Source organism: Pseudoalteromonas sp. XMcav11-Q (genome assembly GCF_040104525.1).
Lineage (GTDB): Bacteria > Pseudomonadota > Gammaproteobacteria > Enterobacterales > Alteromonadaceae > Pseudoalteromonas.
In genome coordinates, this window is sequence record NZ_JBECOX010000008.1 from 123,527 (window position 1) to 138,741 (window position 15,215).

Below are 15,215 nucleotides of genomic sequence, written 5' to 3' on the forward strand. Positions count from 1 at the left end.
CGACGTGAGAATCACTGATACGGCGGTAAAGCGCCCGATCTTCGCGATCGTTATTAACTTACTGCTGCTGACCTTTGGCTTAGTGGCATTTACTATGCTACCGCTGCGCGAATATCCTGATATTGAAACCCCAATAGTCAGTGTAAGCACTAACTACACAGGCGCATCAGCGGAAGTAGTAGAAACCAAGATCACCCAAGTATTAGAAAACCGGATTTCGGGGATCGAAGGGATCAAAAGCATAAATTCCAGTAGCCGCAATGGTAGTTCCAATATCACTATCGAATTTAATATCGATCGCGACATCGACGCTGCTGCAAATGATGTGCGTGAGCGCGTTTCTCGAGCGCTGGATAGGTTGCCAGAGCAAGTTAGGCCGCCTGAAGTATCGAAATCAAACAGCGACGAAAGCCCTATCGCTTGGTTTGTACTCAACAGCGAAACCATGGATACCTTGCAGCTTTCAGACTACGCCCAGCGCTTTATCGTTGACCGTCTGGCGGTTGTTGATGGCGTATCGAATGTACGTATTGGCGGTGAACGTCAATACGCCATGAAGATTTGGCTAGACCGAAAGGCGATGGCCGCTCGTGGAGTCACAAGCAGTGATATTGAACAAGTGCTACGCAGAGAAAACGTAGAATTACCCGCTGGCGAAATAGAATCCGTTGACCGTGATTTTTCTGTTCGTATTGCCAGAAGCTATAAGACTCAAGAAGACTTTGACAACCTAGTAATTAAGCGTGGTGAACAAGGTTATTTGGTGCGACTTGGTGAAGTCGCGCAGGTGGTACTTGAAGCCGCTGACGACGAAAGTACCTTCCGTGGTAATGGTAAAAATATGATTGGCCTTGGCGTTGTCAAGCAAGCCAAAGCCAATACGCTAGAAGTGGTCGACAACGCCCGCAAAGAGCTTGAAAAAATAAAACGCAATCTGCCTCAAGGCACCACCATAGAAGACAGCTACGATTCTTCTATTTTTATTCGTGAGTCCATTGCTGAAGTATACAGCACACTTGCGATTGCCATGGCGTTGGTGGTACTCGTTATCTACATCTTCCTTGGCAATATCCGCGCTACGCTGATCCCTGCTGTTACCGTGCCGGTAGCCTTAGTTGCAACCTTTATGTTCTTGCTGGCCATGGGGTATTCTATCAACTTGCTGACGCTGCTTGCACTTGTGCTTGCCATCGGCCTTGTGGTCGATGACGCCATTGTGATGCTGGAAAATATCTATCGCCGTATCGAGCTTGGCGAACCCAAGTTACTGGCGGCATACCGTGGCGCACGTGAAGTAGGCTTTGCCATCATTGCCACAACGCTGGTTTTGGTTGCCGTATTTATTCCTTTGGTCTTTATGGATGGTCGTATTGGTGCCCTATTTACCGAATTTGCCTTTGCAGTAAGTGCTGCGGTGCTGTTCTCCAGTATTACCGCGTTGACCTTGTCTCCAGCCCTTTGCTCCAAAGTATTAAAACCTAGTAATAAAGAAAACCGCTTTAGTCAGTGGATGGACCGTCAATTTACTCGACTAGAACAAGGGTATCGCCGTGTTTTACAAGACAACTTATCGCGCAAATACAGCCTGATCGTGATGTTGGCACTAGCGGGTTTTACCAGCTACAGCCTGTTTAAACAGATCCCGTCTGAACTGACACCAAAAGAAGACCGCGGTACTTTCTTCGTTATGATGAATGGTCCTGAAGGGGCGAGCTACGAAAACAACTCGCAAAATATGGCAAAAATTGAAGAGCGCCTACTTCCTTATGTAGACTCAGAGGAACTTAGCCGCGTGCTTATTCGGGTACCTGGTTGGGGTGGTCAAGGCGGTGTTGCTATCATCGGCATGCCAGACTGGGATGAGCGAAAACGCTCTACTTGGGAAGTCATGGATGAGATCAGCGGTAAAATGCAAGATGTTACAGATATTCGCGCCTTTGCTATTATGCGCCGTGGTATTGGCGGCGGCGGTAACTCACGCCCCATAGAGTTTGTACTACAAGGCAACGACTATGACGAATTGGCCGCATGGCGCGATCGCATTCTAGAACGCGCACGAGAAAATAAAGGACTGGTTCGTCTCGATCACGATTACAAAGAAACCTTCCCACAGTTTTTGATAAGCATTGATAAAACCAAAGCCGCAGATTTAGGCGTGTCGGTAAGTGCCATAGGCCAAACGCTAGAAACCATGCTGGGACAACGTCGTGTTACCACCTTTATTGACCGCGGTGAAGAATACGATGTGATCTTAAAAGGCACCAAAGCCGACTTCTCTGCCCCAGATAATATTTCTGATATTTATGTGAAATCTCGTAGCGATGAGCTCGTGCCATTAGACAGTTTGATCACCATAAAAGAAGAAGCCACAGCTTCTCGATTAAACCGCTACAACCGTATGCGCGCAATCACTATCACGGCAAACCTCGCTGGCGACTATACACTGGAGCAAGCACTCGACTTTTTAAATAAAGTTGCCGCCGAAGAGAATGATATCGACGGCGCCATCGACTACAAAGGCGAATCACAGCTGTTTTATGAAGGTGCATCAGCAATGACCTATGTGTTTATTCTGGCGCTCACCGTTACGTTCTTAGTATTAGCCGCACAGTTTGAAAGCTTTGTCCATCCACTGGTTATCATGCTCACCGTACCACTGGGCTTAGTCGGTGCGATGTATGGATTATTTATCACCGACAGCACGCTCAACATTTATAGCCAAATTGGTATTGTCATGTTGATTGGCCTTAGCGCCAAAAACGGGATCTTAATCGTGGAATTTGCTAACCAATTGCGTGACAAAGGCATTGCCTTCGAACAAGCCATTGTTGATGCTGCTGCGCAGCGATTAAGACCTATTATTATGACCTCGCTAACAACCGTGATGAGCTCTATCCCGCTTGTGTTTGCAACAGGCCCTGGGTTCGAAAGCCGCATGGTGATCGGTGTCGTGATTTTTGCCGGTGTCAGTGTTGCCACCATTTTAACCTTGTTTGTTATCCCAACCGCCTATACTTTACTAGCTAAGAAGACGCAATCTCCAGAAGAGACGACAAAACGTCTTGAGGAGCAGTCGCAACAACATCCTGAGCAGGAGGTATAATGGCAAATTTACAAACCGCAACTTTTGGTGGTGGTTGTTTTTGGTGTATTGATGCGGCATTTCGCCGCGTCAATGGCGTTGAGTCAGTGCAATCAGGTTACGCAGGTGGCCACACAGATAATCCCACCTATCAAATGATATGTCGGGGAGACAGTGGCCATGCTGAGGTAGTCCAACTGCAATTTGATGCCGATATTGTCAGCTTTGATACTTTGCTTAATATGTTTTTTACTCTGCATGATCCAACGCAGTTGAACCGCCAAGGCAACGACATTGGTACTCAGTACCGTAGTGTGGTGTTTTATCATGACCAGCAGCAACAGCAGCAAACTCAAGATTGTATTGCGCAGCTTCAAAGCCAGTTAAGTGAAAAAATAGTGACTGAAGTTAGCCCAGCGCCTGAATTTTATCCTGCTGAGCACTATCACCAAGATTATTACACTGAAAACCCAAACCAAGGCTATTGCAGTGTGATGATTGCCCCTAAAATTGCAAAGTTTGAAAGCCATTTTGCGGCGAATTTAAAGCACTAAACTTGTGTGCCGAACGCAATAGATTGCGTTCGGCTTACGCCTTACGGCAACATAGGTATAGCAAATACATAAAAACTAGTGCGGCCATCTTTAATCCGCAAATGCCCACGCGTTACTTCCATTTCTAAATTCGCAGTATCACCAGGTCTTAAGGTATCTAAGCTTTTAAGCGGAACAACACCTGAATTGATTAACTGGGCATTGTGTTTAATGACCTGCGGAATATCTTCGCTCATATCCACACCTAAGAATTCAAACACATCAATCACAATACGGCTAAATTCTGTATAAAGCTTGTCAAAAATCCCCGGAGTCAAGGTATCTATCAAATCGAGGATCCACGGCAGATCTACTTTTGTCGTCACCACAGGCTTAAAGCTAGAAATTAAAGGATCTAACTCAAGCTGCTGGGTACGTACATCATACTTACCTTTGATGGTGACATTTTCGTTGTTAATATAGACATGGATATAAATATTCATCCCAAGCTGCTTCTTACGGAACTTAGCGTAAGACTTCAAATCGAAACCATCGATCAACACAGGTACTTTATTTTGCGCATCAACTCTACCTGCGATTTTCATATGCATAGTGCCGTAGAGGCTAGTCGTGTGGCTCACTTTATTTGAACTAGATTGTGCGGCAATATTGTTGACGATATCGGTCGTCAACTCTTTGTAGTTATGTTCCACATTCGAAAATTGCTGATGAATAATATCTGAAACCTGCGTATACATTTCCTTTGGACCTTGGCTAGATGTTGTCCTGCCAGTAGACCAACACTCGCCACCGGTATAAATCACAGGCACAGATATAGGCGTTAGGTGATCGTTGCCGGGGTGACGATAGTACATCATGCTGCGGATCCGACTACAGGTTTGCGATGGCGCGTTAAACCAAGCGAAATCGCCCGCCATTGATTGTGTTGAAAATTGAGGTTCAAGCTGGTTTTCAGGTAGCGAAGCTTGCGCTGATGTGACAATCCCAAGCGTGAGTAACCCAAATAATAGTGACTTCATGTTCTTTTCCTTAAGGTAGTAATAATACAAATCAAATCTATTATCAACCACACATAAGGCAGAACACCAGTTACAAATGTAATGCAACTAAATGATAAATAAGAAAAGTGATCCATTACTCACGATGGATCACTCTGGGTATTGAAAAGCTTTTAACGTATTAGAAGCTGTAGCTCACACCAACGTAGGCTTGTCTACCTAGTGGCTTATAGCCCAGTAAAGAGCCATCTTTTGCTTCGCCCGCTGTGGCATTGAAATAACGCTTATCGGTTAAGTTTTCAATACGGCCATTTAACTTGAATCCGTCGAAAAACGTATAGTTAGCAGCTAAGTTAAACAGCGTATATGACGGTAAAGTCACTGTATATGCACCTTCAGCTCCCCATACTTTATCGTCGCGATTACCTCTATGGACTAAGGTCAGTGTTGCATCGACATTTTCCCACTCTTTACTGACTGAATAAGTTAAGGTGCGTCTCGCTCTGCGCTGTAATTGCTTATCGGTATCTGCGTCTTTAGCACTCACATAGCTCACATTTACCGTATGCTCGATACCAAAGTTGTCTTCAATTTCAACAGAAAGATCAGCACCTTCAAAGTCAGCGCGCTGAACATTGTAAGGGATGTATTTCCATTTATCATTTTGCTGATAAACGATTTTATCGGTAATACGGTTATCGTATACCGCAGCTTCCACACGGAAGTTCTCGCCGCTCCATGTAACAATAATTTCGTTATTAGTAGCTTCTTCTGGCTTAATATTTGGGTTAGGTAAATAGTAAGGACTATCAATCACAAACGCCTGTGATAAAGAAGGTGCTCTAAAGGCAGTACCATGATTCAACTTAACACTTAGGCCATCCATGAGTTGCTTGCCTACAGCAACCGTGTAGGTGTTTGCACGACCATGAAAATCATAATCATCCGTTCTCAGTACAACCTCTGCCAGCCAATTTTCATCGTTGTAAAACCCACCGAGTGCTAAAGATAAATTATCACGCTCAGGCTCTGAAAAAGAGGCGGTAGAATCACCAACATCTTCATTTAGAAAGGTAAAGTTACCCGTGAAGATCAAAGCTTCAGTTAAACTATATTGCGACTGATATTCAAATTGGCTGCGTTTGGTGACATAAGCGTTATCGTCAGCACTATTACCGATTTGAACATTTTGTTCCTTACCTAAGCTGTATGACGCACTTTGGCTAAACTTATCAGTACGTCTTTTCCACGCCAACTTATTGGTGTAGTTATGGAAACGGTAAGCATCACTACCAAAAGAGTCATACTCCCCCTCACCTTCACTGTACTGTGAACGTAAGCTAAAAATGCCACTTTCTTCATCACCATACTGCACATTTAAACCGGCATTACCGTTATAATATCCATCACGGTCATGGTTTTTTGTGATTGCAGCTTCAGGGTCTTTCTCAATCACATCATAGCCATCGGTATGAGTGTAACCCGCATTAGCTGCAATACTAAACTTGTCTTTTTTGTAATTTACCGTCGCTTCGGTCTTGGAGTAATTGTTACTCCCAGTCGTAAACGCGATAGTATTGTTATTCCCTTCGCGACTAATAATGTTAATCACGCCAGCAATGGCATCTGAACCATAAATCGCAGCTTTGGCACCACGAATGATCTCAATTCTTTCGATGCTATTAAGTGGTAAATTAGTGAGCGAATTGTCACCGGAGTTTGCATCCGTCACTCGAACCCCATCGATTAACACTAGCGTATGCTTAGCGTCATTACCGCGTAGGAATAAACTCACGCTTTGGCCAAAGCCACCGTTTCTAACAGCTTGAATACCAGCGACATTATCGAGTAGCGATACGACATCTTGAACATTGCTTTTTTCAATTTCAGCGCGACCTATAACCGTAATGGCAGACAATGCGCTTTCTAGAGATTGTTCAAATTTATTGGCAGTAACAGTGATATGTTCAACATTTTGATCCGCAAATGCTGAAAAAGAGAGCGCCGTCGCTATCGCCGCGCTTAGAGCAGTTTTATTTAACATGGTTTCCCCTAACTTGTACCCACCGTACAAGAACACAAAGTGACTGTTTCAAGGCCGGTCTCCGGGCTCAGTAAATCTGCAGATTAGCAGTTCACTCTACCGTTGCGGGGGCAGCGCTGGCATAGAACCGATCCAAGCTAATCACGTGTAATAAACTGTCTTACTCAATTTATTATTGATTCACGCAATTAGATGTTCCCTTGTGTTCGCACCAGTTTCCCGATTATCTATACACTTAGCAACCACACTAGGTTGTGTACAGCACCTTGAAAATGCGAGGCTATTGTCTTGGGTTTCGGAATGATTGTCAATGGACGTCTAGAAATCCAAAAGTGCAATCTATGCACTTTTGGAATGAAGTAAAGCGTAATTAGTCGCGGAAGTTTTTGAATTGAAATGGTTGGCCAAGCTCACCGGTACGAACCAATTGCATCGTTTCTTGCAAATCGTCACGCTTTTTACCCGTTACACGCACCGTATCGCCTTGAATTGATGCTTGAACTTTAACTTTTGAGTCTTTAATAAGCTTAACCAGTTTTTTCGCCATCTCTTTGTCGATGCCTTGTTTTAACGCCACCTTGCGCGATACGTATTTGCCTGAGCGTTCAATGTCTTTTAGCTCGAAGCTTGCCACATCAAGGCCACGCTTTGCCGCTTTACCCACTAACATATCAAACAACTGCATAACTTGCTGTTCTGCTTCCGCTTTAAGGTTGATCATTTCACCGTTAAGCTCGATTGATGCATCTACGCCACGAAAATCAAACCGCGTATCAAGCTCGCGAACCGCGTTGTCTACGGTATTTTTTGCTTCTGTCATATCAATTTCAGATACAATATCAAATGAAGGCATGCTTCTCTCCTAAAGTCATTTTGGCTCGATTATAGCAGTTTATGCTTAATTTGAGTTACTTTAAGTTTTTAAACAGCGTATTAGGATGTTCACCCAATGGACAGTTTTCGATGGTATACTGCTCGCTTAGTCATACAGAAGTAGGATGTATTGTGACACGGCGCGTTTATAAAGCTCTTTTGATTATCTCTTTAATTATATGTACGGTGCTATTCGCAAAGGAAATTAGCTTGTCTCCAAAGCTGTTCCCAAATATCGATAAAGTGGCACATTTTGGTGTATTTTTTGTGCTTGCGTTTATCTCTCACCATGCTTTTAAAGTAAAGGTATGGACACACATAGTGCTACTGTCCTTGTACGGTGCAGGAATTGAGTGGATGCAGCATTCATTACCGTATCGCCAAGCATCTACCGCTGATTTTTTAGCTGATTTAGCCGGTGCGGTCAGTTATTTTGTTCTATTTTATATTTGGACAAGTTGGCGCAGCAGAAAACATGGCTAACATACATATTTTAGGTGAAGGGGCGATAGGATTACTGCTCGCCCAGCACCTTAGTCAATCTCATCAAATTACGCTGATCACTCGAAATAAACGCGCGGCAACTTATCGCTATCAAACAGCAAGTATTCAACAAACCATCCCATGCAGCACCAAAACACTTGCAGAACTCCCTGCCAGCAGTATAGATACGCTAATCATTCCCGTTAAAGCATATCAAGTAATCGAAGCACTCCGAGCGCTTCGACCCGCACTTTCAAAAAATGGCGCACTAATCCTTAGTCATAATGGTATGGTAGATTGGTCTGGTGAGTTAGCAGCGCTTGAAAAAACACAATCCGCCTACTTCTTAAGCACATCCATTGCGGGCTATAAAGTCGCAGACACTGTGCACCATACAGGACAAGGTGCAACTTGGTTTGGGCCATTAAATTCACCAGCAGAATGCCACTACCAGCGCGTATTCTCGCAACTGTTTAGCACATTTGAAAATGCCCAAACCACGTTTGATATCATGCCAACGCTTTGGAAAAAGCTGGCGGTTAATATTGCCATTAACCCGTTAAGTGCATTGGAACAAGTCGCAAATGGTCAGTTAAGACAGCCCAAATACGCAGCCCAAATCCTTAATTTAATGAATGAAGTACAGCTTGTGGCCGCAAGTACAGGCGTAACCTTAGCGCTTAGCGAGCTAGTCACGCTTGCTTACACTGTAATGGCGCAAACCGCAAACAATCGCTCTTCAATGAATCAAGATCTCGCGAATAACAGGCGCACAGAAATTGACGCTATGTGCGGCTATATTTGCGAGCTAGCAGCAAAACAAAATATCGATGTGCCGTTTAATCAACAGTTACTTGAGGAAGTGAATAAGCGCTGGCAGCTAGCGCGACAATAGACTTAACTTCTCGGCGGGTAAACCGCCTCCCACAAAACTATTTATACCAATTGCATTAAGTAAATGAGCTATTTTGAAGCGGGGAAATAGCTTTAGTAGCAAGGCAAAAATTTTGCTATTTAGTTGTTCTAAATGAGAAATTTTTAACGAAGCTAATATGATATTTCACCCTTCAAATTGATTGAAGAATTAATTCAATTGGTATTACACAGCGATTCCTTTAGAAACTCAATCATCTTTTATTCGCTTCATAGCCTTATGATAAACATCACTACGTTCACGCTTTCCCACTGCTAGCACAGTTACAACGATAATGTCGCCTTCAACTTTGTAGACTAGGCGGTAACCTGATTGGCGTAGTTTTATTTTGTACATGTTGTCAGCACCAGATAGCTTCGACGCTGGCACATGGGGATTCTTGAGGCGTTCAATTAACTTTTTCTTGAACTGCGATTGCAGGGTAGAGCCTAGTTTACTCCATTCTTTGAGTGCACTCTTTTTAAAACCGAGTTTATAAATCATTAATATTTATTGAGATACTTTCTTCAGATTCACGCTCTTTAGCAATAGCGAGTAGCTCAAGATCCTCGAGCCTGTCCATCATTATCTCGTATGCTTCTGCAGGCACACAATAAAAAGCAGGTTCATTTCGATTAAGCACAGCGACAGGTTCTCCGTCAGCACTTGTTGCAACTTTCATAGGGTTTGCTTTTAGTTCAGTAATGCTCGCAGCAACATCTGCTAATATTCTAGTGGTCATAAAATCAGTCTCTTAACTGGTCTTTATATCGACTATATTAGTCGTATAAATAAGCAATAACAAGCGCCCTCTTGCCTCCCCACAAGACGTACGTTGGGTAAATCCTAAAGTCTCACCCAACGCTTGTTAACACGCTTTTTAAGGACGGTACACCTTGACGTTTGCATAGCCATTTTCATGCAGAATAAGTGCTTGTAACTGGCTCATTACGCCTTTCGAACAGTACAAGTAGTATGCTTTGTCCTGTGGTAAGTCGCCAAACTTAGTGGCTAATCTAAAGAAAGGTAAGTGGATCACTTGTGCACCATCTAGCTCTAGAGGGTTTGCATCTTCCTCTTCTGGAGAACGAATATCCAGTACCACCGCGTTGTCCGGTAATTCACTTACCGATTCCGCTTCTTTCACCTCTTCTTTTGCTTCAGCTTCAATGTCGCGAATATCTTTTACCGTCGCGTTAGCTACAACCGTATTCAATACATCAAAGTCAAACTTTTCTTCTTCAGCTAATATCTTGTGAAGCTGTGCTTTTACCGTTGGTTTTTGAGAGATCACACCACAATATTCAGGCATTGCTTCTGCCATTTCATTGGTGCCAATCGCTCTGGCAATACGAATGATCTCTTCTTTATCGTGTTGAATAAGCGGTCGTAATATCAGCATCTCTGTGACACGGTCAATCACGTTAAGGTTAGCCAAGGTTTGGCTCGATACCTGACCAATACTTTCACCAGTTACCAGCGCAGGGATCCCTAAACGCTCTGCAACCACAGCACCTGCACGCATCATCATGCGCTTTAGTACCACGCCCATTTGTCCGCTTTCGATATTTTCAAGAATTTCTGCAACAACCGGCTCAAAGTCAATCGTAATAAATTTAACTTTGTGGGTAGAGCTAAATTGTTTCCACAAATAGTGGCTCACTTGCTTAACGCCAATTTCGTGGGCTGCACCACCTAAGTTAAAGAACAAAAAGTGCGTTCGCGCGCCTTTTCGCATCATTTGATAAGTCGCAACACCCGAGTCGAATCCGCCAGAAACCAAAGACAGCACGTCTTCTTGCGTTGGTAGTGGGAAGCCACCTAGACCAAAGTGCTGGTGACGAACGATGTAGGCTTTATTGTCTTTGACTTCGATTTTAACCGTCACATCAGGTTTTTTCAGTCTTACACTGGCACCCTCTACATTTTGGTTTAAACCGCCACCAACATAACGCTCCACGTCGCTTGAAGTAAACTCATGCTTACCTTGGCGCTTTACACGCACGCAAAACGTTTTGCCCTTGATCAATGGCTCAACCAAAGCAATCGTTTGTTGGTAGATATCATCAAGCGTGTCGAACTGTGTTTCTTGCACCTCAATAAACTGCACAATACCTGGCGTGCGTTTAAGGTGGTCAATTAGACCAAGACGGGTTTTCTCGTCACTTAGCTCGCTCGTCACTGAGATATTGTCCCAGTTATTTTTAACTTTTACGTTTTCGTCAACGCGAACCAACAGCATTTTGATGTTTTTCTCTAATACTTTGGTAAAACGCTTACGGACGGATTTGCTCTTAATAGCAATTTCGGGATGTAATTTGACGATAAATTTAAGCATAAAAGTCACTCTACTACAGATCGATTATCGGTTGCGATGACGCACTGATTTGACCTAAGCGGACTTTATCGTGGCGCACACTGACCGAGGACAGTTCGGGCGCGCGAGTATATCAAACTCAGAGCCGATTAGGAAATAAACAAACCTTTTCCCTTTGTGCTCTACAAAGCCTTTTGCCGTGCTCACCAAGGCAAAAGGCCCGCTTAATTATTTAAGGCTAAGCAATACTCGGTAAGCTCGCCTCTGCTAGTGCTTGATAATGCTGCTGAAGTTGTGCCACTTTCGGTGCGCTCATGGGCGTCGCGTAAGGTTTAAAAATCATCAGAACTTTAACAATACCATTGTATATATCTTGTTGCTCAAGGACGCCTGTCATTCTTCTGGCTTTAACATAGGGAGTCCAGAAACTAACGGTCATTTTCAACATATGCGCGAGCTCTTTAGCATCGTCATCATCTATGGTGATCACGCCTGTATCTCTTAGACCAATTACCACAGCTTTTACTTGCTCAAGTAAGCGTGACTGAAAAGCAATGTAGTTTTTTTTCAATTCATCATCACGAGCCAAGATGTCTGTCAGATTGTCGTAGAAAAAGTGATAACGCCACATCAGGTCGAACAAGGAGTCTAAATATTGAGTTAGCTGCTCAAGCGGCTCACTGTGCTGCTCCAGTGGCTTAAAGTGCGTATTTAAATGCTCGCTATAAAGCGCGAATATTTGCCGAATGATGTCTTCTTTATTTTTAAAATGATAGTACAAATTGCCAGGACTAATCCCCAAACTGGACGCTATATGGTTTGTCGTAATCGCGCGCTCTCCATGCAAATTAAATAACGCGATGCTGGTACGTATTATTTTTTCCTTGGTATTCATTACGATTCTCTATCTTTGTTGATAACGTGGTCGCGCTATTGCTAGTGTTAATAGGCTATTGCGCGCTCCATGTGAAAAAATAGCACTAATTTTACCTCTAGATAAGCTTAGATCCGACAAAGCTGACCAGTGTTTTTTCAAAAAAACCTTGTTACCATACAAAAAAATTCAACATAATTACGCTTATGAAAGTCATCGCCCTCTACCCTGGCACATTTGATCCCCTCACTAATGGACATGAAGACTTAATCAAACGTGCAGCAAAAATGTTTGATACCGTGATCTTGGCAATTGCCCATAACCCAAATAAACAGCCTTGTTTCTCACTAGAGCAACGTGTTGCTTTGGCTGAAGAAATTTTAAAGTCACATAAAAATGTAAAGGTGATTGGGTTTTCAGGATTACTCGTTGATTTAGCGAAAGAGCAAAAAGCTAACGTGCTGATCCGCGGTATTCGCGCGGTGTCTGACTTTGACTATGAGTTCCAGCTGGCCAATATGAATCGCCGTTTACATCCCGATTTGGAAAGCGTATTTTTAACGCCATCTGAAAAGAATTCATTTATCTCGTCAACTTTAGTAAAAGAAGTTGCACTTCATAAAGGCAATGTCAGTGAATTTGTTCACCCGCTGGTTGCCAAAGCTTTAGAGGAAAAACTACACGGATGAAAAAGTGCCTATTATCCCTAGCCGTATTGGTTGGTACTTATGCGCATGCTTCACCTTGGATAGAGGTGTCACAAAGTGAGCTTAAACACAGCATAGATTTACTGGTTGCAGAAGGCGTGATAAATCGCCCAGTTAATCAATATCCTCTGTTGTGGAGCGGCATTGTTAATGACCTTGCCGCTATTGATGACAGCAATCTCTCTGAAACCGCAAGCTTTGCATTGGCACATTTACGCCATGCGCTAAAACAAGCAAAAAGAGAAAGATATAGTAGTGTAAAAGCACATTTTAACGGTGCTGAAGAGCGCTCAACAGGCTTTGGTGAACGTCAAAATGAACGTTCAGGCTTGCGTACTTATGGCGTTATTACAGGTGGTGCTGTTAGCGCTAAAGTTGCGGTTAACTACGCAGATGAAAGCCAAGATGGAAAATACGTTAATCACCACGGCAGTCACCTTGCAGTGTTGTTTGGTAATTGGTCTCTCAGCGCTGAGCGACTGAGTTACTGGTGGGGCCCGAGCAACGAAAATGCGCTGATGCTTTCAAACAACGCAGCCCCCATGAAGGCGGTTCGTTTAAGTCGTGCCAATAACAACTATATTGGACCGAGCTTTTTCTCTTTCGTTGGTCCTTGGCAAGTAACGGCCATTATGGCAAAACAACGCCCAAATATAGCCAGTAAAAAGGATGGCGACTTTTGGGGGTTTAGAGCGGCTGCTTTTCCAATTCAAGGGTTAGAACTTGGCTTTAGTACAACATCCAGCGACTTTGTTTATCAACAACAAAACCTTGAAAGCGAAAAGCAAACGCAACGCCTCACCAGCGTTGACTTCAAATATTCCACTCGGATAGCTAATCAACCGCTCGCTTTATACGGTGAGTTTGCAGGCAATAATGACAGTGGTGCATTACCAAGCAATCCAATGTACACCCTAGGTATTGAAAGCTACTGGGGTGGTAAAGACTATCGTCTCAAGAGCTTTATTGAATATTCAGATACAAGCATTGATTGTAAAGACGAGCTAAAGCTCGCGCTTTGCCCAAGAGACAATACCGTGGATTCAGCGAACTACAGCGAGCGCGACCTCTGGCTTGGAGCAAGCTCGGGATTGGATGCTAAAAACCTCACATTCGCGTTAGATTACTTCAGCACGGATGGCATTGGCGCCTATGCCAAACTGAAACGAGTTGAATTTGACACATTTGACGTTGAACGAAACCAGCTTGAGCTCGGTTACCAACAAGGCGTGTTTGGCGCGCTTGCAAAAATAGGCGTAAAAGCATGGCAAGATAAGTCTCAGGAAGAAGACGAAAGCCACGCAGCACTTAAGTTGAGCGTGGAATATCAGTTTTAACGAGCGGCCATCGCCGCTCTATGATCATGGCGTATAATCCAAGAAGATCTTTAGGAATAAGCAAAACGACAATTAAAAGCTAATCGGTTATATACATTCCGATAGTGTATAACCAGTAAGCACAAAAACAGCAAAACGAACACAACACACTGATAAGTAAGTAAAAAACATAGTTTAAATCGACTAAATTTTCAAGCTACCCTAGCTCTCACATTACTTATAGCCCATTTAATACCTAACCAATCTTTATTGACTAATAAAGAAGCAACCATAATAAAGTCCACAGAAATCACTATGTATGAGTATAAATACCATAAGAACCAGCGTGTTACATTTTCATAAATATATGTATCTATAAACATAAAGAAGAACATTAAAGTATTAATAACCAAACCTACCGTAATATATAAAACGCCAACTTCGAGCTTTTCATCTTTAAAAAAAGTATACGCGACTAGAAAAAGAATCAATAAGGTAAAGAGATCAAACAAAGCAAATATTCCGTGAATAGCCGTATTGTAGCTATCAGAAGCAATGATAAAATCACTTACAAAGTAGGAGGTAAATAACAGGATAGAAGCAAAGAGTAGCTGTAAATTTTTCTGGACTTTTAGTATATAAAAAAATAGATGTAGCAGTGAGGCCATCAAGAAGCCCCATATTACAAGGGCTCCTATACTCATACCAAAAAAGTCATAAATTAACATTAATCATTAGTACGGTTCTTTAGACCCAGGCGGAATTATTGCACTTCCACGTGCGCCAGATACCATCTCAAGTTTACTTACAGATTGAATCACCTTATCAGAAAGTGGCTTTGCTTGACCAGTTGTTTTAGCTTGATTTTTTCTCGCTAGGATTGTTTTTATCATGAAATTTCCCTCAATATTTACAAATTAGTCTTAACTCTAAAAGTGAGTCATCTAAAAATTATCGAGATTTACTTAGCACGAAACACGCCAACATTTATTAAATCAATTTCAATCGGTTAATTTACATACAAAAAGAGCGCTTACTAGCGCTCTTTCTGATT

At 42.9% G+C, this 15,215-nt stretch carries 15 protein-coding genes and 1 riboswitch; of the genes, 6 read left to right on the top strand and 9 right to left on the bottom strand.

Going from position 1 to position 15,215, the window contains the following annotated elements:
* Nucleotides 1-4: 4 nt before the first annotated feature.
* A complete protein-coding gene (locus ABMY45_RS14405; RefSeq protein ID WP_349289036.1) occupies nt 5-3,103 on the top strand; it encodes an efflux RND transporter permease subunit in 3,099 nt (1,032 codons plus the stop codon).
* Nucleotides 3,100-3,636: a peptide-methionine (S)-S-oxide reductase MsrA gene (gene msrA / locus ABMY45_RS14410; RefSeq protein ID WP_193521908.1), complete on the top strand. Its 537-nt coding sequence runs from the start codon at nt 3,100-3,102 to the stop codon at nt 3,634-3,636. The genes ABMY45_RS14405 and msrA overlap by 4 nt, the downstream gene beginning before the upstream one ends.
* 41 nt (nt 3,637-3,677) lie before the next feature.
* Here the strand turns inward: msrA and ABMY45_RS14415 are convergent, their stop codons facing one another.
* The 3 genes from ABMY45_RS14415 to ABMY45_RS14425 form a co-directional block, all read right to left on the bottom strand.
* A complete protein-coding gene (locus ABMY45_RS14415; protein ID WP_349289037.1) occupies nt 3,678-4,655 on the bottom strand; it encodes a hypothetical protein in 978 nt (325 codons plus the stop codon).
* A 160-nt stretch (nt 4,656-4,815) separates the two neighbouring features.
* A complete protein-coding gene (locus tag ABMY45_RS14420) occupies nt 4,816-6,678 on the bottom strand; it encodes a TonB-dependent receptor (protein ID WP_102057583.1) in 1,863 nt (620 codons plus the stop codon).
* A gap of 34 nt (nt 6,679-6,712) precedes the next feature.
* A riboswitch (cobalamin riboswitch) is annotated at nt 6,713-6,959 on the bottom strand.
* Between the two features lie 89 nt (nt 6,960-7,048).
* A complete protein-coding gene (locus ABMY45_RS14425; protein WP_102057584.1) occupies nt 7,049-7,531 on the bottom strand; it encodes a YajQ family cyclic di-GMP-binding protein in 483 nt (160 codons plus the stop codon).
* 152 nt (nt 7,532-7,683) lie between these two features.
* Here ABMY45_RS14425 and ABMY45_RS14430 point away from each other — a divergent pair, with 152 nt between their 5' ends.
* Nucleotides 7,684-8,034 (top strand): VanZ family protein, encoded by a 351-nt coding sequence (locus ABMY45_RS14430; RefSeq protein ID WP_029215898.1) that lies wholly within the window; start codon nt 7,684-7,686, stop codon nt 8,032-8,034.
* Nucleotides 8,027-8,929 (top strand): 2-dehydropantoate 2-reductase, encoded by a 903-nt coding sequence (locus tag ABMY45_RS14435; RefSeq protein ID WP_349289038.1) that lies wholly within the window; start codon nt 8,027-8,029, stop codon nt 8,927-8,929. Before ABMY45_RS14430 ends, ABMY45_RS14435 begins: the two co-directional genes overlap by 8 nt.
* A gap of 228 nt (nt 8,930-9,157) precedes the next feature.
* Here ABMY45_RS14435 and ABMY45_RS14440 read toward each other — a convergent pair whose 3' ends face one another.
* The 4 genes from ABMY45_RS14440 to ABMY45_RS14455 form a co-directional block, all read right to left on the bottom strand.
* Complete coding sequence (locus tag ABMY45_RS14440) at nt 9,158-9,451, bottom strand: type II toxin-antitoxin system RelE/ParE family toxin (RefSeq protein WP_010607131.1); 294 nt, start codon at nt 9,449-9,451, stop codon at nt 9,158-9,160.
* On the bottom strand, nt 9,441-9,689 hold the full coding sequence (locus tag ABMY45_RS14445; protein WP_010607130.1) for a type II toxin-antitoxin system Phd/YefM family antitoxin: 249 nt from the start codon (nt 9,687-9,689) through the stop codon (nt 9,441-9,443). The genes ABMY45_RS14440 and ABMY45_RS14445 overlap by 11 nt, the downstream gene beginning before the upstream one ends.
* A gap of 138 nt (nt 9,690-9,827) precedes the next feature.
* On the bottom strand, nt 9,828-11,285 hold the full coding sequence (gene thiI, locus ABMY45_RS14450) for a tRNA uracil 4-sulfurtransferase ThiI (RefSeq protein ID WP_010607129.1): 1,458 nt from the start codon (nt 11,283-11,285) through the stop codon (nt 9,828-9,830).
* Nucleotides 11,286-11,502: 217 nt separating this feature from the next.
* Nucleotides 11,503-12,159 (bottom strand): TetR/AcrR family transcriptional regulator, encoded by a 657-nt coding sequence (locus ABMY45_RS14455; protein ID WP_227386825.1) that lies wholly within the window; start codon nt 12,157-12,159, stop codon nt 11,503-11,505.
* A 185-nt stretch (nt 12,160-12,344) separates the two neighbouring features.
* Here ABMY45_RS14455 and coaD point away from each other — a divergent pair, with 185 nt between their 5' ends.
* Nucleotides 12,345-12,827 carry a pantetheine-phosphate adenylyltransferase gene (coaD, locus tag ABMY45_RS14460; RefSeq protein WP_010374242.1) on the top strand — a complete coding sequence of 161 codons (483 nt, stop codon included), beginning with the start codon at nt 12,345-12,347 and terminating at the stop codon, nt 12,825-12,827.
* Nucleotides 12,824-14,182: a capsule assembly Wzi family protein gene (locus tag ABMY45_RS14465; protein WP_227386824.1), complete on the top strand. Its 1,359-nt coding sequence runs from the start codon at nt 12,824-12,826 to the stop codon at nt 14,180-14,182. The genes coaD and ABMY45_RS14465 overlap by 4 nt, the downstream gene beginning before the upstream one ends.
* A 191-nt stretch (nt 14,183-14,373) precedes the next feature.
* Here ABMY45_RS14465 and ABMY45_RS14470 read toward each other — a convergent pair whose 3' ends face one another.
* A complete protein-coding gene (locus tag ABMY45_RS14470) occupies nt 14,374-14,829 on the bottom strand; it encodes a hypothetical protein (RefSeq protein ID WP_227386823.1) in 456 nt (151 codons plus the stop codon).
* Between the two features lie 66 nt (nt 14,830-14,895).
* Nucleotides 14,896-15,054 carry a hypothetical protein gene (locus ABMY45_RS14475; RefSeq protein WP_167310205.1) on the bottom strand — a complete coding sequence of 53 codons (159 nt, stop codon included), beginning with the start codon at nt 15,052-15,054 and terminating at the stop codon, nt 14,896-14,898.
* Nucleotides 15,055-15,215: the final 161 nt, after the last annotated feature.

Excerpts from the sequence above, each read along its gene's own strand:
- ABMY45_RS14465 (WP_227386824.1), top strand. The coding sequence starts at position 12,824 with ATGAAAAAGTGCCTATTATCCCTAGCCGTATTGGTTGGTACTTATGCG.
- coaD (WP_010374242.1), top strand. The coding sequence starts at position 12,345 with ATGAAAGTCATCGCCCTCTACCCTGGCACATTTGATCCCCTCACTAAT.
- ABMY45_RS14435 (WP_349289038.1), top strand. The coding sequence starts at position 8,027 with ATGGCTAACATACATATTTTAGGTGAAGGGGCGATAGGATTACTGCTC.
- ABMY45_RS14455 (WP_227386825.1), bottom strand. The coding sequence starts at position 12,159 with ATGAATACCAAGGAAAAAATAATACGTACCAGCATCGCGTTATTTAAT.
- thiI (WP_010607129.1), bottom strand. The coding sequence starts at position 11,285 with ATGCTTAAATTTATCGTCAAATTACATCCCGAAATTGCTATTAAGAGC.
- ABMY45_RS14475 (WP_167310205.1), bottom strand. The coding sequence starts at position 15,054 with ATGATAAAAACAATCCTAGCGAGAAAAAATCAAGCTAAAACAACTGGT.
- ABMY45_RS14415 (WP_349289037.1), bottom strand. The coding sequence starts at position 4,655 with ATGAAGTCACTATTATTTGGGTTACTCACGCTTGGGATTGTCACATCA.
- ABMY45_RS14425 (WP_102057584.1), bottom strand. The coding sequence starts at position 7,531 with ATGCCTTCATTTGATATTGTATCTGAAATTGATATGACAGAAGCAAAA.
- ABMY45_RS14470 (WP_227386823.1), bottom strand. The coding sequence starts at position 14,829 with ATGGCCTCACTGCTACATCTATTTTTTTATATACTAAAAGTCCAGAAA.
- ABMY45_RS14420 (WP_102057583.1), bottom strand. The coding sequence starts at position 6,678 with ATGTTAAATAAAACTGCTCTAAGCGCGGCGATAGCGACGGCGCTCTCT.
- ABMY45_RS14440 (WP_010607131.1), bottom strand. The coding sequence starts at position 9,451 with ATGATTTATAAACTCGGTTTTAAAAAGAGTGCACTCAAAGAATGGAGT.
- ABMY45_RS14445 (WP_010607130.1), bottom strand. The coding sequence starts at position 9,689 with ATGACCACTAGAATATTAGCAGATGTTGCTGCGAGCATTACTGAACTA.